25 protein-coding genes are annotated in these 21,346 nt (G+C 35.9%); 23 read left to right on the top strand and 2 right to left on the bottom strand.

Features of this window, described 5'->3' with window-relative positions; genetic code table 11:
• Positions 1–63: 63 nt before the first annotated feature.
• The 5 genes from hflX to CLOS_RS09140 all read left to right on the top strand — a co-directional run bounded on the left by hflX (position 64) and on the right by CLOS_RS09140 (position 3,720).
• On the top strand, positions 64–1,353 hold the full coding sequence (hflX, locus tag CLOS_RS09160; protein ID WP_012159638.1) for a GTPase HflX: 1,290 nt from the start codon (positions 64–66) through the stop codon (positions 1,351–1,353).
• A 21-nt stretch (positions 1,354–1,374) separates the two neighbouring features.
• Entirely contained in the window at positions 1,375–1,917 is a 543-nt protein-coding gene (locus CLOS_RS09155) for a HEAT repeat domain-containing protein (RefSeq protein ID WP_012159637.1), read from the top strand.
• A 90-nt stretch (positions 1,918–2,007) separates the two neighbouring features.
• Positions 2,008–2,463, top strand: a complete 456-nt coding sequence (locus CLOS_RS09150) for an NUDIX domain-containing protein (RefSeq protein WP_012159636.1) — start codon at positions 2,008–2,010, stop codon at positions 2,461–2,463.
• Between the two features lie 112 nt (positions 2,464–2,575).
• A complete protein-coding gene (locus CLOS_RS09145; RefSeq protein ID WP_012159635.1) occupies positions 2,576–3,226 on the top strand; it encodes a YigZ family protein in 651 nt (216 codons plus the stop codon).
• Positions 3,227–3,318: 92 nt separating this feature from the next.
• Positions 3,319–3,720, top strand: a complete 402-nt coding sequence (locus tag CLOS_RS09140) for a CoA-binding protein (RefSeq protein ID WP_012159634.1) — start codon at positions 3,319–3,321, stop codon at positions 3,718–3,720.
• Between the two features lie 10 nt (positions 3,721–3,730).
• Here CLOS_RS09140 and CLOS_RS09135 read toward each other — a convergent pair whose 3' ends face one another.
• Together CLOS_RS09135 and CLOS_RS09130 are read right to left on the bottom strand one after the other, a co-directional pair.
• Positions 3,731–4,090: a sulfite exporter TauE/SafE family protein gene (locus CLOS_RS09135; RefSeq protein WP_012159633.1), complete on the bottom strand. Its 360-nt coding sequence runs from the start codon at positions 4,088–4,090 to the stop codon at positions 3,731–3,733.
• Complete coding sequence (locus tag CLOS_RS09130; protein WP_278183737.1) at positions 4,090–4,542, bottom strand: sulfite exporter TauE/SafE family protein; 453 nt, start codon at positions 4,540–4,542, stop codon at positions 4,090–4,092. Before CLOS_RS09130 ends, CLOS_RS09135 begins: the two co-directional genes overlap by 1 nt.
• A gap of 52 nt (positions 4,543–4,594) precedes the next feature.
• Between CLOS_RS09130 and nadE the strand changes: the two genes are divergently transcribed.
• The 18 genes from nadE to CLOS_RS09040 all read left to right on the top strand — a co-directional run bounded on the left by nadE (position 4,595) and on the right by CLOS_RS09040 (position 21,315).
• On the top strand, positions 4,595–5,347 hold the full coding sequence (gene nadE / locus CLOS_RS09125) for an NAD(+) synthase (RefSeq protein WP_012159631.1): 753 nt from the start codon (positions 4,595–4,597) through the stop codon (positions 5,345–5,347).
• 119 nt (positions 5,348–5,466) lie between these two features.
• Positions 5,467–6,189 (top strand): YebC/PmpR family DNA-binding transcriptional regulator, encoded by a 723-nt coding sequence (locus CLOS_RS09120; protein WP_012159630.1) that lies wholly within the window; start codon positions 5,467–5,469, stop codon positions 6,187–6,189.
• Positions 6,190–6,326: 137 nt separating this feature from the next.
• On the top strand, positions 6,327–7,436 hold the full coding sequence (locus tag CLOS_RS09115; RefSeq protein WP_198006276.1) for a C40 family peptidase: 1,110 nt from the start codon (positions 6,327–6,329) through the stop codon (positions 7,434–7,436).
• A 232-nt stretch (positions 7,437–7,668) separates the two neighbouring features.
• Positions 7,669–8,562, top strand: a complete 894-nt coding sequence (locus CLOS_RS09110) for a hypothetical protein (protein ID WP_012159628.1) — start codon at positions 7,669–7,671, stop codon at positions 8,560–8,562.
• A gap of 264 nt (positions 8,563–8,826) precedes the next feature.
• Complete coding sequence (rsxC, locus tag CLOS_RS09105) at positions 8,827–10,155, top strand: electron transport complex subunit RsxC (protein ID WP_012159627.1); 1,329 nt, start codon at positions 8,827–8,829, stop codon at positions 10,153–10,155.
• 20 nt (positions 10,156–10,175) lie between these two features.
• Positions 10,176–11,117 (top strand): RnfABCDGE type electron transport complex subunit D, encoded by a 942-nt coding sequence (locus CLOS_RS09100; RefSeq protein WP_012159626.1) that lies wholly within the window; start codon positions 10,176–10,178, stop codon positions 11,115–11,117.
• A gap of 3 nt (positions 11,118–11,120) precedes the next feature.
• Positions 11,121–11,663 carry an RnfABCDGE type electron transport complex subunit G gene (locus CLOS_RS09095; protein WP_012159625.1) on the top strand — a complete coding sequence of 181 codons (543 nt, stop codon included), beginning with the start codon at positions 11,121–11,123 and terminating at the stop codon, positions 11,661–11,663.
• 28 nt (positions 11,664–11,691) lie between these two features.
• Positions 11,692–12,291, top strand: a complete 600-nt coding sequence (gene rsxE / locus CLOS_RS09090) for an electron transport complex subunit RsxE (RefSeq protein ID WP_012159624.1) — start codon at positions 11,692–11,694, stop codon at positions 12,289–12,291.
• Between the two features lie 16 nt (positions 12,292–12,307).
• The gene (gene rsxA, locus CLOS_RS09085) at positions 12,308–12,889 is read left to right on the top strand and encodes an electron transport complex subunit RsxA (RefSeq protein WP_012159623.1); all 582 of its coding nucleotides are present in this window, start codon (positions 12,308–12,310) and stop codon (positions 12,887–12,889) included.
• 12 nt (positions 12,890–12,901) lie between these two features.
• Positions 12,902–13,726: an RnfABCDGE type electron transport complex subunit B gene (locus CLOS_RS09080; RefSeq protein WP_012159622.1), complete on the top strand. Its 825-nt coding sequence runs from the start codon at positions 12,902–12,904 to the stop codon at positions 13,724–13,726.
• Positions 13,727–13,957: 231 nt separating this feature from the next.
• Positions 13,958–14,479, top strand: a complete 522-nt coding sequence (locus tag CLOS_RS09075; protein WP_012159621.1) for a Gx transporter family protein — start codon at positions 13,958–13,960, stop codon at positions 14,477–14,479.
• Positions 14,480–14,499: 20 nt separating this feature from the next.
• Positions 14,500–14,748: a DUF4321 domain-containing protein gene (locus CLOS_RS09070; RefSeq protein ID WP_012159620.1), complete on the top strand. Its 249-nt coding sequence runs from the start codon at positions 14,500–14,502 to the stop codon at positions 14,746–14,748.
• 8 nt (positions 14,749–14,756) lie between these two features.
• Positions 14,757–15,335 (top strand): Maf family protein, encoded by a 579-nt coding sequence (locus CLOS_RS09065; protein ID WP_012159619.1) that lies wholly within the window; start codon positions 14,757–14,759, stop codon positions 15,333–15,335.
• A gap of 25 nt (positions 15,336–15,360) precedes the next feature.
• Positions 15,361–16,059: a RadC family protein gene (gene radC / locus CLOS_RS09060; RefSeq protein WP_012159618.1), complete on the top strand. Its 699-nt coding sequence runs from the start codon at positions 15,361–15,363 to the stop codon at positions 16,057–16,059.
• A gap of 28 nt (positions 16,060–16,087) precedes the next feature.
• Positions 16,088–17,119: a rod shape-determining protein gene (locus CLOS_RS09055; protein ID WP_012159617.1), complete on the top strand. Its 1,032-nt coding sequence runs from the start codon at positions 16,088–16,090 to the stop codon at positions 17,117–17,119.
• Positions 17,120–17,133: 14 nt separating this feature from the next.
• A complete protein-coding gene (gene mreC / locus CLOS_RS09050) occupies positions 17,134–17,976 on the top strand; it encodes a rod shape-determining protein MreC (RefSeq protein ID WP_012159616.1) in 843 nt (280 codons plus the stop codon).
• Between the two features lie 18 nt (positions 17,977–17,994).
• Complete coding sequence (gene mreD / locus CLOS_RS09045; protein ID WP_012159615.1) at positions 17,995–18,492, top strand: rod shape-determining protein MreD; 498 nt, start codon at positions 17,995–17,997, stop codon at positions 18,490–18,492.
• A gap of 15 nt (positions 18,493–18,507) precedes the next feature.
• Positions 18,508–21,315 (top strand): penicillin-binding transpeptidase domain-containing protein, encoded by a 2,808-nt coding sequence (locus CLOS_RS09040; protein ID WP_012159614.1) that lies wholly within the window; start codon positions 18,508–18,510, stop codon positions 21,313–21,315.
• Positions 21,316–21,346: the final 31 nt, after the last annotated feature.

The raw sequence follows: 21,346 nt of genomic DNA, 5'->3' as shown, positions 1-21,346 counted from the left end.
GTTAATAGACGATTTTAATTGAATAAGAAGCATTCTGCTGAAACAAAGGAGAGGAAAGCACTGATGGAGATAGAGAATATAGAGGATAAAGAGATCACGAAAGCAATACTAGTAGGACTGAATAATACTGGAAAAAGGGAAAAAATAGATATTGAAGTGTCTATGGAGGAATTAGAGGAACTTGCAAAAGCTGCTGGTGCACAGGTTCTAGCTACTGCCATTCAAAGTAGACCAGCCGTTGATGTAACCTATTTTATAGGAAAAGGGAAGGTCGAAGAAATAAAGGAACTCTGCGAAAACCTAGAAGCCAATATGGTAATTTTTAATGATGAGCTGTCTGGGTCGCAGATAAGAAACCTAGAGGAAGAAATCGGTGTTGATGTCATCGATCGCACTGCCCTTATTTTAGATATTTTTGCACAGAGAGCCAGTACGAAGGAAGGGAAGCTGCAAGTGGAGTTGGCTCAGCTAAAATACAGAATGCCAAGGCTCATCGGATTAGGACGGCAGCTTTCACAACAAGGAGCTGGTATTGGTACAAGAGGACCTGGAGAAAAGAAATTAGAGACCGATCGTCGACATATACTGAAGCGAATCGATGATATTGAAAGCGAATTAAAGGAAGTTCGGAAAAACAGAGAGGTGCAGAGAGGTAAGAGAAGTAAATCGGAAATTCCTATTGTGGCTTTGGTAGGGTATACAAATGCAGGGAAATCTACACTTATGAACACGCTTCTGAAACTCAGCGACCATCATGACGATACGAAGGAAGTATACGTTGAGGATATGCTATTTGCTACATTGGATGTATCCTTAAGACGACTATCTTTCCCAGATAAACTAGATTTTATATTGACGGACACCGTTGGATTTGTTAGTAAGTTGCCCCATGCCTTAGTGAATGCATTTAAAGCAACACTGGAGGAGGTAAAATATGCAGATTTATTGATTCATGTAATTGATGCATCCAACGAAGAATATAATTTACAAAAAGATACAACGCTGGGGGTTTTAAACGACCTTGGTGTAGAAAACAAAAATATTATTACAGTGTATAACAAAATCGATAAGATATCGGATGAAGCTCTTTTACCTAAGGAAGAAAATTGCATCCATATTTCTGCGGTAACCCATAAGAATATAGATGTATTAATAGAAAAAATCAGAGCAGAAATTGGCCCCGATATTATTGAAGTAGATTTATTAATTCCATACGACAAAGGGAACCTTCTATCGAGCTTACATAAGGAAGGGATTGTTCTTTCGACGGAATACGTAGAAGGCGGTACACAAGTGAACGCAAGATTAGAGAATATGTACTACCATAAATACGAGCCTTATAAACTAAATTAATGTACTTTTTGGGGGATTCTTATGAAGGAAGAAAAAGATACTTTTATAAATTCGACACAACATAAAATAGACGATCATTTCTTTATAAGCTTACTGGCAGGAACAAAAGATGAAAGAATAGAAATATTGAACTCCTTAGATGAAACAGAGCGCATAGAGCTTGCAACTTTTTTACTGAAAAAAATTCCAATGATTGAGAATGCAGAGGATAAAATGATTGCTTTGTGGATTGCTGGAGAAATAAAGAAGGAATCCTTAACCCCGGTTATACATAACGAAATTTCTCACAAACACGGTGGAGTACGCAGAATGGTGTGCTCCGCCTTAGGTAAAATAGGATCCGTACAGAGCGTGGATATCTTACATAGAGGACTACAGGATGTAAAACCACAGGTTCGGCAGTATGCAGCGAAAGCATTGAAGGAAATCGGGAATGAAAAGACCATAAGAAGGTTAAATGGTCTATTAAACAATCCAAAGGAATTGCCTTATGTACGAAGAAGCTATGAAGAGGCAATCCATGCCATCGAATCCAGACGAAAAGATCCAATAGAAAGAAATTAGAAAATAAATTAAAATATTCTGAAAAAAGTTGTAAATTTCTAATATTTAGTATATACTAGTACTAAGATAATCGGAAGGAGGATTCGTCCAATGATTTTTAGAAACTGCGCAGGTGGCGTTGTATTTTATGCAAATCAGGTATTTATCTTAAAGAATGAAAAAAATGAATGGGTTTTACCGAAAGGTGTAATTCGTAATGGTGATCTTTCTATGGATGTAGCGTTGTGCCGTGTAAAAGCTGAAGCTGGCATTGACGCAGAGATTCTATCCACAGCAGGTGAAACTAGTTACGAATTTTTTTCTGTTACGAGAAAACAACCGGTATGCAATAAAATAACTTGGTTTATCATGCATGCACCAAATAAATCCTTTGAAGTCGACAAAGAATCAGGATTTAAAGATGGTGGATTCTATACCATTGATAATGCATTAGAAATGATCACTTATAGTCAGGATCGATCATTAGTTAATCTTTCTTACAGGAAATACAAAGAAATAATGAAAAAAGAGCAAGAACGAGTCAATGAGCTGATTGAAGTAGGTTAATATCATAATTGAATATACGATGATGTGGGGAAGTAGGAAACTACTTCCTTATTTTATTGAAAGGTTAAATATGGTATGATAGAACTATAATGAAAAAAAGGATTGGTCGTATATGCTGAAAGAATATAGAACTTTACTAGAATATGGAGAAGCAGAAATTATTATAGATAAATCAAGATTTATAGGGTATGCAGCGCCTATTAATAGCGAAGAAGAAGCCATTGCCTTTATAGATAGCATCAAAACGAAGCATAGGAATGCAACGCACAATGTTCCTGCCTATATCCTTGGAGAGAACAATGAAATCCAGCGGTATAGTGATGATGGTGAGCCTTCCGGTACTGCAGGAATTCCTGTTTTAGAAGTTATAAAAAAAGAGGGACTAAAGGATGTTGTGGTTGTTGTAACTCGGTATTTTGGTGGAATCAAACTGGGTACAGGTGGTTTGGTTAGAGCCTATACAAAGGGTGCTAAAGTCGGTTTGGATGCAGCTAAAATAATCATAAAACGATTATATGAGCTGGTACATATCAAAATAGATTACACGATGCTTGGAAAAATTCAAAATGAGATATTACAGAATGGTTATCTAATAAAGACCACGGAATATGATGATTCAGTACATTTCTACCTATACATAGAAGTTCCTAGAATACAGCAATTTAAGGAACAAATTATTGAATGGACCAATGGAAGAAGCACCCTAGAATCCATAGAACAAGAGTATCTAACGGAAATTGATGGTAAAATTATAGTTCCGTAACATATTAAAAGAAGAATAATAAATATTTTTCCTATATAAACATAAAATATTTGGGTACATAATAACTATATAAAATTTAAGGAGGGCTCTACATGGATGCAATAGAAGTAGTAAAAAAAGAGATGTTGGATCGAAAGGTGTGGGCAGTGATTGGTGCGACACCAGATCCAGAAAAATTTGGATATAAAATTTATAAAAAGTTAAAAGATCATGGATATACAGTTTATGGAGTGAATCCTAAATATGAAAGTATTGATGGCGATCAACTGTATCCAAGTTTAAAAGAATTGCCAGAGAAACCAGAATGTATCAATATGGTCGTGAATCCTAAGTTATCCAAGGCAGCACTAGAGGAGATAGGGGCACTTGGTATTGAGTATGTATGGTTTCAGCCAGGAACATTCGATGAAGATGTAATAGATACTGCAGAGGAAAAAGGAATGAAAATTGTATTTTATGATTGCGTGCTAGTAGCACTCGGAGGAGACCACTAAAATAGTGGTCTCATTTCTTTTTTGTGCCCTTAAAAAAAACTTCATAGAGTCCTATGACCAACAAAAATCCACCAAACCATTTTCTTAAAATTACAGAGGATAATTTCAGCGCTAATTTCGATCCGATAATCGTACCTAAAATACCAGAGCCAATCAGTGGAATACTCAGCTTCGATACGATATTACCTTTTCTGAAATGCACAAACAAAGCAACAATTGCAACCGGAACGAAAGATATCAAATTAATGCTTTGAATCGTCTGCTGATTTAAATCTGTTAAAAATATTAAAGAAGGGATCAGTATAGTTCCGCCCCCAATTCCCATTCCGCCAATTAAACCAGCCATTACCCCTAACAAGATAAAGAGCATTAAAACACCATCCTTAAAGCAGAAACAATGATGAAAGCACCAAAAATTTTTCGAAGGTAATTTTCTGGTATTTTATTTAGCAAATTGGAACCGATGTAGCTTCCAATTACTCCGCCAATGGCAACTTTGACGGTAGTTTCCATTGTTGTAAATCCACTTCTGTAATATATAAAACCACTGATTAAAGATAGGGGTAGAATGATCGATATGGCTGTAGCCTGCGCTTTATGTTGACTAACGGAAAAAATAAGTGTAAGAGCCAGTACGGCAATGGTTCCACCACCGGCACCGAATAATCCATTGACGATGCCAGAAGTAAAACCAATTAAAATGATGAATGTAAAATGAGAAACCTTGTTCATGCCATCGCTCCTAGCTTTAAAGGTAATATAGAGTATTTTGTCCAAATAAAGTGAAGATATTCTTTCGCTACAGGAATGGATAAAAACCATAGGTTTTATGGTATAATACAATAAATAATATAGAATGAATGGAGTGTTTTGAATGACTCAAAATATACAAAAAAATATAGATCAGGTAGTAGAATGGTTAAGGGAACAGGTGAGAAATGCTGGAGCAAAAGGATTAACCGTTGGAATTTCTGGTGGAATAGATTCCGCTGTAGTTGCATGCTTAATAAAAAAAGCATTTCCGGAAAATTCGCTGGGAGTCATACTTCCCATTAAGAGTAGTACAAAAGATGTGGAGCATGGCATCCTAACAGCAGAGGCTTGTGGGATAGAATACATAGAAATAGATTTAGGAGAAGAGCATAATACTGTAGCAAATAAAGTAGTGCATCAATTAAATAATAAAAACTTATTCAATACAGGAATGGAAAGAGCCATGGATTCAAATTTAAGGGCTCGATTAAGAATGAGTACATTATATGCCGTTGCCAATAATTTAAACTATTTGGTCGTTGGTACCGATAATGCTGCTGAAATCTATACGGGATATTTTACGAAATATGGGGATGGTGGTGTGGATATTTTACCGATCGCCTCTCTGAAAAAATATGAAGTATATGAATGGGCAAAGGTACTGGGGGTTCCGAAAGAAGTACTTGAGAAAGAACCGTCTGCAGGGCTGTGGGAAGGTCAAACGGATGAAGGAGAAATGGGAACAAGCTATAAATATATTGATGAATTTTTAGAGGGAAAGGCAATTCCAGAAAAGGATTTAACTGTAATTGAAAGGCTTCATAGAAATTCTGCCCATAAAAGAACAATGCCACCATCACCTAAAATTGGATAAAGCATATTCTGTAGAGAATAAATAAATTGCATGATGATTTAAGTTATGCTAAAATTTTTTTAGAAATTATATATGGTGTACATCGTGACATCATGAAAGATAACTAAGGAGATGGAATAATGGGAAGAATTGGTAACATCATCGATAGAAAATCAAAACAGGACGCTAAAAAAGCAAAAATATATACGAAATTAGCTCGAGTGATTTCTGTTGCTGCACGAGAAGGCGGCGGCGATGTAGAGTATAACGCGGCTTTAAAAAATGCTATCGATAAAGCAAAGCTTCAAAATATGCCCAATGATAATATTGATCGAGCAATCAAAAAAGGTACAGGCGAAGGTGGCTCAGATCAATACGAGGAAATTGTATATGAAGGCTATGGACCGAGCGGTGTAGCTGTTATTGTTGAAGTACTGACAGATAATAGGAATAGAACTGCTGGAGATGTAAGACACGCCTTTGATAAAAATGGTGGAAATTTAGGTTCTACCGGTTGTGTTTCTTTTATGTTTGATAAAAAGGGACAGATTATTATAGAAAAAGAAGATCATATCGATGAGGAAACGCTAATGATGGTATCCTTAGAAGCTGGTGCAGAAGATTTTATTTCTGAGGAAGATGCATATGAGGTCATTACAAGTATCGAAGATTTTCACAGTGTAAAGGAAGGGATTGAAAAGGCAGGATATAAATTATTAGAGGCAAATATTTCCTATATTCCGCAAACCCTATCCCAATTACAAAGTGAAGATGATATTAAGAAAATGAACCGATTAATCGATATGCTGGAAGATAACGATGATGTTCAAAACGTCTACCATAACTGGGAAGTGATGCTATAAACGGAGCTGTTCCTTAGAAAGTTTTGATTCGGTATAAAAAATAAACAAAAAAAAGAAGGACAATCCTACTTTAAGTCGAATTACCTATAGTAGATTTGTTATGGTACTGATTAGGTTAGGAGATGATTATCATTAGTATGAAAAGAAGAAGGTTTGTCATGTGTATGGCACTGGCATCTTCCATATTTACGACTACATTTGCATCAGGGCTTGACTATAGTGGTACAATCATTAGTACGCAAGCTATCATTAGAGAAGACAAATTTGGTAATAGCAAGGAATTGGATAAGTTAAACATCGGTAGTAAAGTTATGATAAAAGAAATATTAGATGAATGGTATTTGGTGGAATTATCCAATGGAAAAGGAGAAGGTTGGATTTCTTCACAGGAAGCTATTATAACGGATGCCAACTATAGAGAGAACAAAATAAAAAAAGGTGAAATAACGGGGGATGGATTGAGAGTAAGAGTAGGACCTTCTCTCAACGATAATGTAATTACCAATGTTTCAAGTGGACATATTGTTACGATTATCGGAGAATCTGCTGAATGGTATGAAGTTATTTTAAGTAACAATGTTAAAGGATGGGTCCATTCAGATTATGTAAAAATAACCCATAACCTTCCTACTGGAAGATTAGTGAATGATGCTATCGCCTTAAAGGAATATGCTGGTGAAAACGAAAAAAATGTGGATACGTTAAAAATCTCGGAAATGGTTTATATTAAAGGATATCAAGATAAATGGTACAATGTTATTACGTCCAGCAACAAAGAAGGTTGGGTAGAAAGTAAATATGTATCGGTTCAAAATACTAATGTGAATCGTTCTAGTTCTGGCAGAAACGCTTTTGAAGATATAGAAGCCATTGCAACAAAATATTTAGGCAAAAAATATGTTAGTGGTGGTAACGGACCGAATGGTTTTGACTGCTCTGGCTTTACAAGCTATATATTAAAGACCTATTATAGTGACTATTTAAATGCAAAAGGGATCAAGCAGTTACCACGAACAGCGACGGGACAAGCAGGAATTGGTACTACAGTGAATCGAGGCGAACTGGAAATTGGGGATCTCGTATTCTTTGATACTTCTGGCAAGATCGGAAATGATATTGGTCACGTTGGCATTTATATTGGTAATGGAAGAATTATTCATGCATCTACATCAAGACGTCAAATTGTTATTGATTCCTTATCAGATCGATATTATAGCACAAGATATATGAAAGCAATTCGATTATAAAAATAAAGTCGTTAATCTAGAAACTCCTATACGCTGTATAGGAGTTTCTTTTTGTTCCAAATAGGAATGGATCAAAAATCAATTTATTATGAAATCAGGAATAAATTAATTCGATTGATATATATATTAATAGGAGCTGTAATTTAATGACATAAAGGAATAATTTCTAAAATTAGGATGATTCAAAGGCGGACAATCTATTTATAAAATATTAAGAAGGAGCGTGATTGCTTTGAGAAGAACTAGGTTTGGTATTCGAAAGAAAAGACGAAATATGAATGTGGGTATCGCTCTGTTTTTTCTAGTGATTCTTCCGCTATTATCAATAATGATTGGTTCTAGAATTACGGAATGGGTCGTTATCCCAACAATTAATACAGAAAGTATGCTACAGTCCCCTGGAGACATTACTTTGGAGAACATAAAGGAACTGGGAAGCAAAAAAGAACAGGACGATACGGAGGAGGTTGAACCTAAATCCGAAAAAGAAAACAATCAATTCACCAATAAAGTGGATTTAAAACCCTTATCCTTTTACATGATTCAAATAGCAAGTCTGGCGGACAACAAAAATATAGAAGGGTTAATTGGAGAGTTACAGAGCCATGCACTTCCCCATATCATTTATAGAGCAGATAATATGTACAAGATCTATAGCTATGGCGCTACCGATCGAAAGCATATAGAAGAAAAGTTAAATGCTGTCAGAGAAGTATACCCAGATGCCTATATCAGTCATGTAAACATTGGACAAAGACAGATCCAATTTTCTGATGAAAACAAAGGAACAGAGAATGTGATTCAAAATTTAAATACACTGGTAGATTCCCTATACGAATCTTCAGATGCCTTATATAATCTCAGTACAGGAGGGATTACCTTAGAAGAATATGATAAGGTATTGAACCAACATGAAAATATTTTAACAACGATTTCATCCAACCTAGAGAGTGCTGAATTGCCTGAAAATTCATTCGCTGCAGATGAATTAAAAAAAATGTTAGATCATCAAGAGAAAAATATCAAGGCCTCTTTAGAAATGACTACTACAGATCTGGATCTATATAAATTGCATAACAATTTTTTAGATACAATCTTTAGAACCATTGAAATATTTAAGATATAAGCCACAAGAATGTTGTCGATTTATGATGCAAAATAGAAAATTACATAAAGAATATACAAAAGATACAGTATTAAGGCTTGTTAAATCTTAAATTTTATACTAATATAGTAATGTAGAATAATTATTCCATAATAATAAATTAAGTGATTATAGATTAAATAACGTAAAACTAAGTAAATCAAATAATCTTATTGTTTATTTGATTTATTTAAAGTTTAAGGGGTTTAGCTATAATCAAATAATATTTAAGGGGTGAAATATGTAATGAGTTTTTTAACCTTTAGAGGTGGTATCCATCCTCCAGGCTATAAGGAAGCTACAGCTCATCTTAAAATAGAGAAAGCTGTTGACCCAAGTGTTGTATACATTCCACTACAACAACATATTGGAGCACCATGTCAGCCAATTGTAAAGGTGGGAGATCGTGTTACTGTAGGTGAAAGAATAGGAGAGCCTCAAGGCTTTGTTTCATCTCCAGTGCATTCAAGTGTATCAGGTACTGTTAAAGAAATTACGATGATACCAAACGTAATTGGTGGGGAAGTTCAAGCAATTGTGATTGAATCTGACGGGCTAGATGAAGTACATTCTTCTATTAAGCCAATCGGAACTGTAGACTCATTAAAACCTGAAGAAATTCTTGCAGCGATTAAAGATGCTGGAATTGTTGGTATGGGTGGTGCTACATTCCCAACACATGTAAAATTATCCGTACCGCCAGATAAGAAAGTTGATAACTTTATTTTAAATGGTGCTGAGTGTGAACCGTTTTTAACAGCAGATCACCGTCTAATGTTAGAGCATTCAGACGAGATTGTTGAAGGATTACTAGCAATGATGAAGGTTGTAAATGTACAGAATGGTTTTATCGGTATAGAAGATAATAAGCCAGATGCCATTGCAGCTATGAAAAAAGCAGCAGAAAAGTATCCAAATATTAAAGTTGTAGGATTGCACACAAAGTATCCTCAAGGTGCTGAGAAGCAATTAATCTATGCATGTACAAAGAGGGAAGTTCCTTCAGGAGGGCTACCAGCGGATGCCGGCGCTATTGTAAATAACGTTGCGACAGCTGCACAAGTTGCAAAGACATTAAGAACAGGAATGCCATTAATTGATAGAATTACTACGGTTACAGGAAGTGCAATTGCAAATCCTAAGAATCTACTAATGAAAATCGGTGTTCCAATCAAAGAAGTAATCGAGCAATGCGGCGGTTATTCTAAAACGCCTGGAAAAATTATTATGGGTGGACCTATGATGGGATTTGCTCAACATTCAGTTGATGTAGTGATTACAAAGGGTGGTTCTGGAGTACTAGTATTCGACGAAAATGAAGCGAGAATACCAGATCCTCAGCAATGTATCCGCTGTGGTAAATGTGTTGACATTTGTCCAGTTTCTATTCAACCGGTACAAATCAGTGCTTATTCTTTAAATAACATGATGGAGCATGCTGAGAAATATAGAGCGTTAGACTGTATTGAATGTGGATCTTGCTCATTCATTTGTCCATCAAAAAGACCGTTATTGCAGTCCATTAGAGTAGCAAAAAGAGAAATTGTTGCAAAGAAAAGAAAACAAAGTAATTAGTTGATGGGAGGGAAGATTTGATGGAAGGAAAATTAATTGTATCTTCTTCACCCCACATTCGGGTTGAGAATACGATACAAAAAGTAATGCTAGATGTAATTATTGCTCTGTTACCAGCAACGGTAGGTGCATTATATTACTTTAGGTTAAATGGAGCAAAAATTATATTATTATCTGTATTAACAGCTATTATTTCAGAAATGATTTTTCAAAAAATTAGAAAACAGCCTGTGACTATTAACGATTTAAGTGCAGTAGTAACAGGACTTTTATTGGCATTTAATATTCCTGCTTCTGCACCATGGTGGATACCTGTTTTAGGTTCGATGATAGCAATCATCGTTGTAAAGCAATTTTTCGGAGGTGTTGGGCATAACTTTATGAATCCTGCTTTAGCAGCGAGAATTATGTTAATGATTTCTTATACTGGAAGAATGACAAGTTGGGTAAAGCCAGGAGTAGATGCTAGAACAACAGCGACTCCTTTAAGTTTTGTAAAGGGAATGACTGAAATACCAAGTAATGCACCTAAAATAATGGATATGTTATTTGGTAACATCGGAGGTTCTTTAGGTGAAACATCTGCAATATTACTTATATTAGGTGGAATTTATTTAGTTTATAGAGGGATAATTTCAATACAAATACCTGCCGTATATATTGGTACAGTAGCAGTTGCATCTTTACTATATGGTCAATTCAACTTTGAATTTATGATTTATCATCTTTTAGCAGGAGGATTGATGTTAGGAGCGATTTATATGGCTACTGACTATGCATCTGCTCCAGTAACACCTAAAGGAAGAATCATATTTGCGCTTGGATGTGGTATTTTAACTTCGGTAATTAGATTCTATGGTAATTATCCAGAGGGTGTAGGCTTCTCTATTCTACTTATGAATATTGCAGCGCCTTTAATTGAAAAGTATACAAGCCCTAGAGTATTTGGGGAGGTGAAGTAATCCATGAAACAAATCGTTAAATTGAGTATCATACTACTAGTGATAACTGCAGTTTCAGCTGGTTTACTGAGTGTTGTAAATGATGTTACAAAAGTTGTTATACAAGAGAAGGCTATGGAAGCAAACCTTGTATATATGAAAGAACTATTACCAGATGCAGACGAATTTAAGGTAGTGGAGAATACTTCTATTACTGAAATAGAAGGTGTTCAAGAAGCTTATGAAGGACTAAAAGGCGGAAGCACCATTGGATATGCTGTTAAAACAGTAACCAAAGGATATGGTGGGGACGTAGTAATCATAACTGGTGTTAATAGTGATGGAACTATAGCAGGTATTAAAGTAGCATCACAGAGTGAGACACCTGGTCTAGGATCTAAAATTACTGAAGATGGATTTTCAGGTCAATTTGCAGGAAAATCTGCTGAAGGTGAGTTAAGTGTAGGAACAGATGTTGAAGCGATATCAGGAGCTACAGTTTCCTCAAGAGCTGCAACAGCAGGTGTTAATGCAGCAATAAAATTATTTGAAGGTGTACTAAAATAATATATTCCTTAGTTTTGGAGGTGAGTTTGTGAGTATAAAAAAAGTATTTAATGATGGATTAATTTTTAATAACCCAACTTTTGTGCAAGTATTAGGAATGTGTCCTACACTTGCAGTTACTACTTCTGCAACAAATGGTCTTGGTATGGGTCTTGCCACAACCGCAGTATTAATAGGCTCTAACATGGTAATTTCTATGCTTAGAAAGGTTATACCAGATCAAATAAGAATTCCAGCATTTGTTGTTGTTATCGCAACATTTGTAACTATAATAGAAATGCTTATGCAGGCTTATGTAACTCCATTATATGAAGCGTTAGGCATATTCTTACCGCTAATTGTTGTGAACTGTATTATACTAGCAAGAGCAGAGGCTTTTGCATTTAAAAATTCTATTTTCGTGTCAGCAGTAGATGGTATAGGAAATGGACTAGGTTTTGCACTTGCGCTTACAATTCTAGGCTCTATTAGAGAACTGATCGGTGCTGGTTCTATATTTGGTAAACAAATCATGTGGAGTAGCTATGAGCCTTTTGCTATTATGACTCAAGCTCCTGGTGCTTTCTTGGTTCTAGGCTTACTTCTAGCTTTATTTGGAAGTCTTGCAGCTAAACAAAAAAATGCGTAATTGGGAGGTGTAATTAGTGACATTAGAATCTATCTTTGTAATATTAGTTGGCGGAATATTAGTGAATAACTATGTTTTGTCTAGAAATCTAGGTATCTGTCCATTTCTAGGAGTTTCTAAACAAGTAGAAACAGCTTTTGGTATGGGAATGGCCGTTACTTTCGTTATGACTCTAGCTGGTTTAATAACTTATTTAGTACAAACGTTTATTCTAAATCCACTTGGGCTAGGATATATGCAAACGGTTACATTTATTCTTGTAATAGCGGCTTTAGTTCAATTTGTAGAAATGGTTATTCAAAAAAGTAGTCCTACTTTATATCAGTCATTAGGAGTATATCTACCGCTTATTACTACAAACTGTGCAGTATTAGGGGTTGCAATTTTAAATATCAAAGAAAATTATAATTTAATCGAAACGATAGTGAATTCAGCTGCTTCGGCTATAGGATTCTCTTTAGCAATCGTTTTATTTGCTGGAATTAGAGAGCGTTTAGAGTTATCTAATATCCCTGAAGCATTCAAAGGATTTCCAATTGCATTATTTACTGCAAGTTTAATGTCGATGGCTTTCCTAGGCTTTTCTGGATTGGTGTAAAGGAGTGATAATATGAATCTTCAAACAATAATTTATCCCATAGTTAGCCTTGGAGGACTAGGCTTGCTATTTGGAGCAGGCTTAGCGTATGCTTCACAAAAGTTAGCGATACCTGTTGACGAGAAAACAGTTGCTATTAGAGATGTACTACCAGGAGCAAACTGTGGTGGCTGTGGTTTCCCTGGATGTGACAGTTTTGCAAAGGCTGTTGCGGCTAGTCAGGCACCTGTAAACGGTTGCCCTGTTGGCGGTGCGGATGTTGCTGCTAAAGTGGCGGATATTATGGGTGTAGCTGCTACAGGTGAAGAAAAAAGAGTTGCTAGAGTAATTTGTAATGGAGATACTACAAAATGTGGCGAGAAATTTGAGTATGATGGTATTCAAGATTGTGTTGCTGCATCTATGGTTCAAGGTGGAAGCAAATCTTGTCAGTACGGTTGTCTAGGATTGGGAACATGTGTAAAAGCATGTGCCTTCGATGCAATTGAAATTGTAGATGGAAGAATTGCAAAGATTAATCCAGAAAAATGTACTGCTTGTGGTAAATGCTTAGAGGTATGTCCAAAGAGTGTCATCGCTTGGGCGCCATACAAGCAAAGTGTTGTTATTACATGTAACAATAAAGAACCAGGTAAAGTAGTTCGACAAAAATGTACAGTTGGCTGTATTGGATGTCAAATCTGTGTTAAAAATTGTCCGACACAAACAATTGAATTTAAAAATAACTTAGCATTTATAAACTATGAAAATTGTACAAATTGCTTCGTATGTGTGGAAAAATGCCCTACGAAAGCGATTGAGGGACAATTAGAAAGAAAACAAAAATTTAATTTATAAGCTTCATAAAAATAGAAGAATCCTAAAGGATTCTTCTATTTTTATGAAGGCTATATTTCTATATGCGAATATGAGCAGGAATATCAATTATTTACACTTGTATATTAAAACTGTAAATGATAAACTTTTATTATGCTAAATTTCTTATATTCCGAAATAGACCACGATTATCGTTGTTAAAATATTAATCGTTCTAAAATCAAAACAAAAAATTGAAAGTGTGGTAATTCAATGGATACTAAAAAAATGGTACGATTGGCAATGTTAACTTCAGTAGGATTAGCTCTTCATATTATTGAGTCGATAATTCCCAATCCTTTTACAGCTTTTGCTCCTGGAGCAAAGCTAGGATTGGCTAATATAATAGGTTTAATCACCTTGGCGATGTATGGTATCAAATATGCGTTGGCTGTCAATCTATTAAGGAGTTTTATTGGGGGATTGGCATCTGGAGCGATGATTTCTATGATTTATAGCATGGCAGGTGCATTCGTCAGCACTATTGTTATGTGGGTCATCTATAGATTCTTTAGAAAATACTTCAATTTAGTGGGTGTTAGTGTTTTTGGTGCTATGGGGCATAATATCGCACAATTAGCTGTTGCAGGTATTATTATTAAAAACCCTAAAATATTTGCGTATTTGCCAATATTGATGCTGACCAGTATTTTTACTGGAATATTTATAGGAATTACTGCAAATTATACCTTGAACAATACTCGTGCCAATATTAGATATGTGACAAAATCATAATTGAAAATGGGGGATTCATTATGAAAAAACTTAGAAGTTCTTGGATGCTTGTACTTTTTATAGCAACCGGAGTCGTGCTAGGAAGCTTAATCGGAAATTTTTTTGCTTCAGCAGTTCCATTCTTAAACTACGGGCCTGCGCCCCTGGGGCTGAATAATATCGAAATTAATTTAGGGGTTATTTACTTCCAAATCACCTTGCTTTTAAAAATAAATGTAGCAAGCCTAATTGGACTTTTATTATCTGTAGTAATATTCAATCGATTGTAGGTGGAATTATGAAACAAATGATCTTAGCCTCTGCTTCTCCACGGAGAAGGGAGCTTCTTCAAGGACTTGGTGTTCCCTTTGAAGTAATGAGCAGTGATATTGAAGAAAAAATCAATACAGAACTTTCAGCACCAGAAATTGCTAAAGAATTGGCTTACCAAAAAGCAAAGGATGTTTCGAATAAATTAGATGGAGATTATATTGTTATTGGTGCTGATACTATAGTAGAATATAATAGGATATTAGGGAAACCCAAAGATGCGGATGAAGCTTACCAGATGCTAAAACTTCTTTCAGGAAAAATCCATAGAGTAATCACTGGTTTTGCAGTGATTGACTGTCGCACGAAAAAAGAAATAGTAGATTTTGAAGTTACAAATGTGTATTTTAATCATCTTTCTGATGAGGAAATCAATCGATATATAGAAACGAAAGAGCCTATGGATAAGGCCGGTGCCTATGGAATTCAAGGAAAAGCATCTTTGTTTGTATCTAAAATAGAAGGGGATTATTTTAATGTTGTGGGTCTACCAATATTTAAATTGGGAGTAGTTCTTCGGAATCATTTTGACATCAACCTCCTTTAAAATATAATTTTACGGAGGCTTTTATATGGAAGATCACTATGGATATATGAGTATTAAAAATATGCCAATGAGTGAAAGACCGCGTGAGAAATTACTGTCCTTTGGTAGTCAAAGCTTATCCAATGCAGAACTGTTGGCAATCATCCTGTCTACTGGAACAAAGGACAGAACTGCAATTGATCTGGCAAGGAGCATATTGAATACAAGTACGGAAGGACTACGAGGTCTTAAGGATTGCACCATTGAAGAGCTGAGCCAAGTAAAAGGCGTTGGACTGGCAAAGGCATCTCAAATTATCGCTGCAGTAGAGCTAGGAAAACGAATATCTTTAACAACAAAGGTAAATAATTATAAAATAAAGGGTCCTGATGATGTCAGCAATTTGTTAATGGAGGAAATGCGCTATTTAAATAAGGAAATATTTAATATATTATTATTGACAACGAAGCATGATATAATTGCTATTGAGAATATTTCTGTAGGCAGCTTAAATGCTTCGATCGTCCATCCAAGGGAAGTTTTTAACAGGGCAATTAAGCGGAGTAGCTCTGCTATTATATTGGCACATAACCATCCAAGTGGCGATCCAAATCCAAGTGGAGAGGATATAAACATTACCAAGAGATTGATAGAGGCAGGGAATATTATTGGAATAAGCGTATTGGATCATATAATTATTGGAGATGGCGTTTATTTCAGCATGAAAGAGCATAAGTTGATATAATCGTTGTGTATAGGAAGGAGCATTAAATATGAGTATATTCAAATCTTTTTCACGTGATATGGGAATCGATTTAGGAACAGCAAATACATTAGTTTATGTAAGACGAAAAGGGATTGTGTTGAATGAGCCTTCAGTAGTAGCAATTCAAAACGATACAAAAACAGTTTTATCCGTAGGAGAAGATGCTAAAAAAATGATTGGTAGAACGCCTGGTAATATTGTAGCGATAAGGCCTATGAAGGATGGAGTCATCGCAGATTTCGATGTAACACAAAGCATGTTAAAATACTTTATTAGAAAAGCCAGTGCTAAAAAAAGTATTATACAACCAAGGGTGGTTGTCTGTGTTCCGTCGGGAGTGACTGAAGTGGAAAAAAGGGCTGTAGAAGAGGCTGCACTTCAGGCAGGTGCGAGAGAGGCCTATTTAATAGAAGAGCCTATGGCTGCTGCAATTGGTGCAGGTTTACCTGTTGAAGAGCCTACAGGGAGCATGGTTGTAGACATTGGTGGCGGCACTACGGAAGTTGCTATTATTTCTTTAGGTGGGATTGTTACTGCCAAATCCATACGAGTAGGTGGCGATGAGCTAGATGAATCCATCGTTCAATATATCAAGCGGGAATATAGTCTAATGATTGGAGAAAGAACAGCAGAAGAGGTAAAAATGACTATAGGCTCTGCTTTCCCTAAAAACAAGGAAGAAAAGATGCTCGTTAGGGGTAGGGACCTTGTTTCTGGATTACCAAAAACATTAGAGATTACCTCTACGGAAATCTTGGATGCTTTGAGAGAGCCAGTGTATCAAATTATAGAAGCAATCAAATATACTTTAGAAAAAACACCGCCAGAGTTGGCTGCAGACATTATGGAGATCGGTATTATGCTTACTGGTGGTGGCGCTATGTTGGAGGGATTAGATCTTCTAGTAAAAAAAGAGACAGGAATGCCCGTCAGAATTGCTGAAAACCCATTGGATTGTGTTGCAATTGGTACTGGTAAAACCATTGAAGAAATAGATACTTTAAGAAGAGTCTTAATCGCTCCGAAGAAATTAGGATAGACTGGGTGATAGATATGGCTAGGAAAAAGAAGTCAATGAATCGATCTGCAATGATAGTGACAATTGTCGCTATCATTCTCATTATTATAGTTGGGATTACTTCAGAGCAAAGGGAAAACATTACTTTTGTAGAAAAATGGGTGGGGAACATCTTAAGTCCGATTCAAAACACATTTAATAGAGTGATGAATACCATTGGAAGCAATGTTACTTCTCTTGCAAACTTAACGAGGTTGAAAGAGGAAAATGCAGAGCTCAAAGAAACTGTGGAAGCTTTGGAAAAAGAGGTGCTGAATTTATCCATATCAAGAAGTGAACTAGAAGAGTTAAAAAATCTCAAATATGCTTTAAACTATATCGATGAAGTTGAAAACAAGAATCTGATCACGGCAGATATCACAGGAAAAAGCCCTGGAAACTGGTTTAATCTGTTTACGATTAATGTTGGGGAAAATCAGGGGGTAAAAAAAGATAATGTGGTGCTAGATTCCAACGGATTGGTTGGTAAGGTATATGAAGTTGGTGGCAACTGGTCCAAGGTTATTTCTATTATAGATAACAACAGTTCTGTTAGCTTCCAGTTGATGCGAGACAGTTCCTTACAAGGGATCGTTACTGGGAGTATTTCAAATGAGATCACAGGATATTTATTTGATCCCTTGGCAGATGTAATTGTAGGGGATAAAATCATTACTTCAGGTCTTGGCATCTATCCAGCGGGAATACAGATTGGAGAGGTTGTCGGTGTAGATAAAACTGGGGATCATTTATTAAAAACAATTAAAGTAGAGCCATCCGTAAACTTTAAAAGGTTGACGAAGGTAATAATCGTGACCCAGGATCAGACTGATTATTAGAAAAAGGGGAAGCAACTCGTGAAATTTATTATAATTAGTATCATTGTTGTACTGAATTTAATATTGCAATCTACAACCTTACAATGGTTCAATATATTAGGGACTTTACCAAACACAGCAATTATATTGGTCATATCCTTTGCCGTACATAGTGGAAAAAAGCAAGGGGCTATTATCGGATTTTTTGTGGGGTTATTGCAAGATATTACCTTTGGTCGAATCATCGGCATGAATGCCTTAGCCTATATGCTGATCGGGTATACGGTAGGGTTGACAGAGCAAAAGATTTTCAAAGGCAATATTTTAATTCCAATTATATTAACCGGACTAGCAACGATATTTTACGAATTAATGAATCTACTATTGATATTTTTATTAGGATATAGAATTGAACTACTGAACATATTTAAAAAAATGCTGATTGTAGAACTGATATATAACTGTATTCTTTCTCCTATTCTTTATTTTTATGTATCGAAACTGTTTAAATTAGATGTAATGAAAAAAAGACAATAACTAAAGGTGATGCTCATGTTTTTGAAAAAATTAAATGATCGATATAATGTTATAATTTTAGGTTTTGCTATAATTATCATCGTTATAATTCTAAGACTAGCGAACCTCATGATCGTAGAAGGACAGGACTACAGAGAACAGTCAGAGAACAGAATCTTTAAAAACATACCAATCAGTGCTCCCAGAGGAGAAATAAGGGATCGATATGGAAAATTGTTAGCTGGTAATCGCCCAAGCTTCACTGTCCAAATTATGAGAAATGAAATCGATAGTAATAAGATTAACGAAGTCTCTCTGAAATTGCTTAATATTCTAGAGGAAAATGGCGATAAATATACAGATGAATTTCCAATTGTACAAACTGAAAATGGTGAATACGCATTTACCTATGATATCAATTTAGATAAATGGAAAGAAACCTATGGCTTTATAGGGATTGATGGAAAGGAAGCATTCAATAGCTTAAAGGAGCGGTATGGCATTAAGGAAGAGGATCCCTACGAGGCTCAGATCAAGCTGATTGAAATCCCAGATATAACGGTTCCCATATCCATAAAGGAAAGTACGAGATGGCGATATACGGATGAATTGAAGAAAGAAGACTGGCTACAGAGTCATGGCTTTAAAACGGAAGAATTCAATATAAAGGCCATCGATGCTTTTCATAAACTTAGAACCAAATACGATATTCCAGATAGCTATTCCTTTGAAGAAGCTAGAAAGATTATGGTTGTAAGAGAACAAATAAGGAGCAGCAGTTACCTACAATACAATCCAGTGAAATTAGCACAGGATATTTCTCCGCGGGCAGTGGCTCAAATAGAGGAAAATATTTCGGATTTACCAGGAATCAGTGTCAATATTGAATCCATTCGATATTATCCTGAAGGAGAATTGGCTGCGCACTTACTAGGTTATCTAGGAAAAATTGCACAGCAGCATGAAATCGATAAGTATATTAAAGAGCTCAAATATTTACCGGGAGATATTATCGGCAAAACGGGATTGGAGCATAAATTTGAAGAAGTATTAAAGGGGACAGATGGTTATCAAAAAGTTTTGGTCGACTCTAAGGGAAGATTAATGGAAGTATTGGAGAAACAAGAAGCAATCCCTGGAGAGACATTATATTTAAGCATTGATAATGATTTGCAGAAAAAAACAGAGGAAGTTCTCAAAGACGTTTTACATGCAATTCAAACAGGCGGTACTTACGAAACTCGGTGGGGTAAAAATACATTTACAGGCACCAGTGGTATCCGAAAAAATGCTAAATCGGGGGCTGTGGTTGTTTTAGATATCAAAACAGGGAAGGTGCTGTCCTTGGCTAGCTATCCTACTTACGATCCAAACCTATTTGCTACAGGGATTAGTGGGGCCGATTGGCAAAGTTTAATGCCTGAAAATGAAAGAGATTTATTGGCACCGCGACCACTTTTAAATATAGCGCTCAGTACCGCGGTACAGCCAGGATCTACCTTTAAGATGCTGGTTGGATTAGTAGGCTTAGAACAGGGGCTGAGTCCAAATTATAAAATTTTAGATAAAGGCTACATTAAAGTTGGGGGCCACTCCTTTGGTAACTGGCTATGGAACCAACGTGGCTCAACTATGGGGTATCAAAACTTATCCGATGCAATTCGGGACTCAAATAACTATTATTTTTATTCATTAGCCACAGGCTATGATTACGGTGCAGGAAAACCCTTACCTATTAAAATGAGTCCGGAAATATTGATTGACTATACGAAAAGATTTGGTCTAAATGATCGTACGGGTATAGAAATCGACATACCGAGAGAAAAGTCAGGAGGCGTTCCAAGCATCGAACGAAAGATGGATACGGTTAAGGCTATGCTAAGAAACTACTTAAACAGACAGCTGAAAATCGAAGATTTAAATCCAGCGAAGATAGGACAGACAGAAGAAAATGTAAATGAGATTATCAACCAAATTTTAAGTTGGGCAGATGAGAACCCATCAAGGGGAACTCTAGTCAATCGAATGAAGGAAATTGGGATTCGAGAAGAAAAGGTAGATCTCTATTCTGATGTTATCAAATATAATTATTTTAACCAAGCAAAGTGGAGCATAGCAGACACTATGAACTTCTCCATCGGTCAAGGGGAACACTCCTATACGCCGATTCAAATGGCGAATTTCATGGCAATCTTAGCAAATGACGGATATAAATATAAGGTTAGTGTAGTGGATAAAACGAAATCCATTGAAGATGGAACGGTTACAAATTTTCCCGTAGAGTTGATTGAAAGAATTGAGTTGAAAAACTATGCTCATTTAGATGAGATAACAAAAGGTATGTATGAAGTTACAGCAACTGGATCCACCAGAATGTATTTTAATAAGTTACCGATTCCTGTGGCAGCAAAAACAGGAACAGCACAAAAATCTGGTAAAATTCCGCCTTTAGATGAAGTTGAATATCTAAAAGGAAACTTATCCAGATATGGTGTTTCTTTACATGCAGTAGAAGAAAAAATGCAGGAATTAAAAGAGAGCAATAAGAACAATACAAAATACAGAGATGATGCATTTGTAATGCGAGAGGCGATAAAAAAGGTGAATCCAAACATTAAAGATCGGGATATTGACCAATATAAGGAAAACTATGATAACTTTACATGGTTTACTGGTTTTGCACCTTATGACGATCCACAAATCGCAATTGCTGTTCTTCTTCCGCAAGGAGGAACTGGGGGATATGGAGGACCGATTTTTAGAGAGATTGTAGCAGAATATATGGGACTCAATGCGACGAATGAAAATGAGAATCTTACAATTGAAAGCAGGCTACTTCCATAAAGTGGCCTGCTGCCATATAAATAGTGCAAAA

The sequence above is a fragment of the Alkaliphilus oremlandii OhILAs genome (assembly GCF_000018325.1).
Taxonomy (GTDB): Bacteria; Bacillota; Clostridia; order Peptostreptococcales; family Natronincolaceae; genus Alkaliphilus_B; species Alkaliphilus_B oremlandii.
The sequence above is the reverse complement of the archived record's forward strand: the minus strand, read 5'-3'. Positions and strand labels throughout refer to the sequence as shown.

Coding starts and splice junctions, on each gene's coding strand:
- hflX (WP_012159638.1), top strand. CDS start 64: ATGGAGATAGAGAATATAGAGGATAAAGAGATCACGAAAGCAATACTA.
- CLOS_RS09155 (WP_012159637.1), top strand. CDS start 1,375: ATGAAGGAAGAAAAAGATACTTTTATAAATTCGACACAACATAAAATA.
- CLOS_RS09150 (WP_012159636.1), top strand. CDS start 2,008: ATGATTTTTAGAAACTGCGCAGGTGGCGTTGTATTTTATGCAAATCAG.
- CLOS_RS09145 (WP_012159635.1), top strand. CDS start 2,576: ATGCTGAAAGAATATAGAACTTTACTAGAATATGGAGAAGCAGAAATT.
- CLOS_RS09140 (WP_012159634.1), top strand. CDS start 3,319: ATGGATGCAATAGAAGTAGTAAAAAAAGAGATGTTGGATCGAAAGGTG.
- CLOS_RS09135 (WP_012159633.1), bottom strand. CDS start 4,090: ATGCTCTTTATCTTGTTAGGGGTAATGGCTGGTTTAATTGGCGGAATG.
- CLOS_RS09130 (WP_278183737.1), bottom strand. CDS start 4,542: ATGGTTTTTATCCATTCCTGTAGCGAAAGAATATCTTCACTTTATTTG.
- nadE (WP_012159631.1), top strand. CDS start 4,595: ATGACTCAAAATATACAAAAAAATATAGATCAGGTAGTAGAATGGTTA.
- CLOS_RS09120 (WP_012159630.1), top strand. CDS start 5,467: ATGGGAAGAATTGGTAACATCATCGATAGAAAATCAAAACAGGACGCT.
- CLOS_RS09115 (WP_198006276.1), top strand. CDS start 6,327: ATGAAAAGAAGAAGGTTTGTCATGTGTATGGCACTGGCATCTTCCATA.
- rsxC (WP_012159627.1), top strand. CDS start 8,827: ATGAGTTTTTTAACCTTTAGAGGTGGTATCCATCCTCCAGGCTATAAG.
- CLOS_RS09100 (WP_012159626.1), top strand. CDS start 10,176: ATGGAAGGAAAATTAATTGTATCTTCTTCACCCCACATTCGGGTTGAG.
- CLOS_RS09095 (WP_012159625.1), top strand. CDS start 11,121: ATGAAACAAATCGTTAAATTGAGTATCATACTACTAGTGATAACTGCA.
- CLOS_RS09080 (WP_012159622.1), top strand. CDS start 12,902: ATGAATCTTCAAACAATAATTTATCCCATAGTTAGCCTTGGAGGACTA.
- CLOS_RS09075 (WP_012159621.1), top strand. CDS start 13,958: ATGGATACTAAAAAAATGGTACGATTGGCAATGTTAACTTCAGTAGGA.
- CLOS_RS09070 (WP_012159620.1), top strand. CDS start 14,500: ATGAAAAAACTTAGAAGTTCTTGGATGCTTGTACTTTTTATAGCAACC.
- CLOS_RS09065 (WP_012159619.1), top strand. CDS start 14,757: ATGAAACAAATGATCTTAGCCTCTGCTTCTCCACGGAGAAGGGAGCTT.
- radC (WP_012159618.1), top strand. CDS start 15,361: ATGGAAGATCACTATGGATATATGAGTATTAAAAATATGCCAATGAGT.
- CLOS_RS09055 (WP_012159617.1), top strand. CDS start 16,088: ATGAGTATATTCAAATCTTTTTCACGTGATATGGGAATCGATTTAGGA.
- mreC (WP_012159616.1), top strand. CDS start 17,134: ATGGCTAGGAAAAAGAAGTCAATGAATCGATCTGCAATGATAGTGACA.
- CLOS_RS09040 (WP_012159614.1), top strand. CDS start 18,508: ATGTTTTTGAAAAAATTAAATGATCGATATAATGTTATAATTTTAGGT.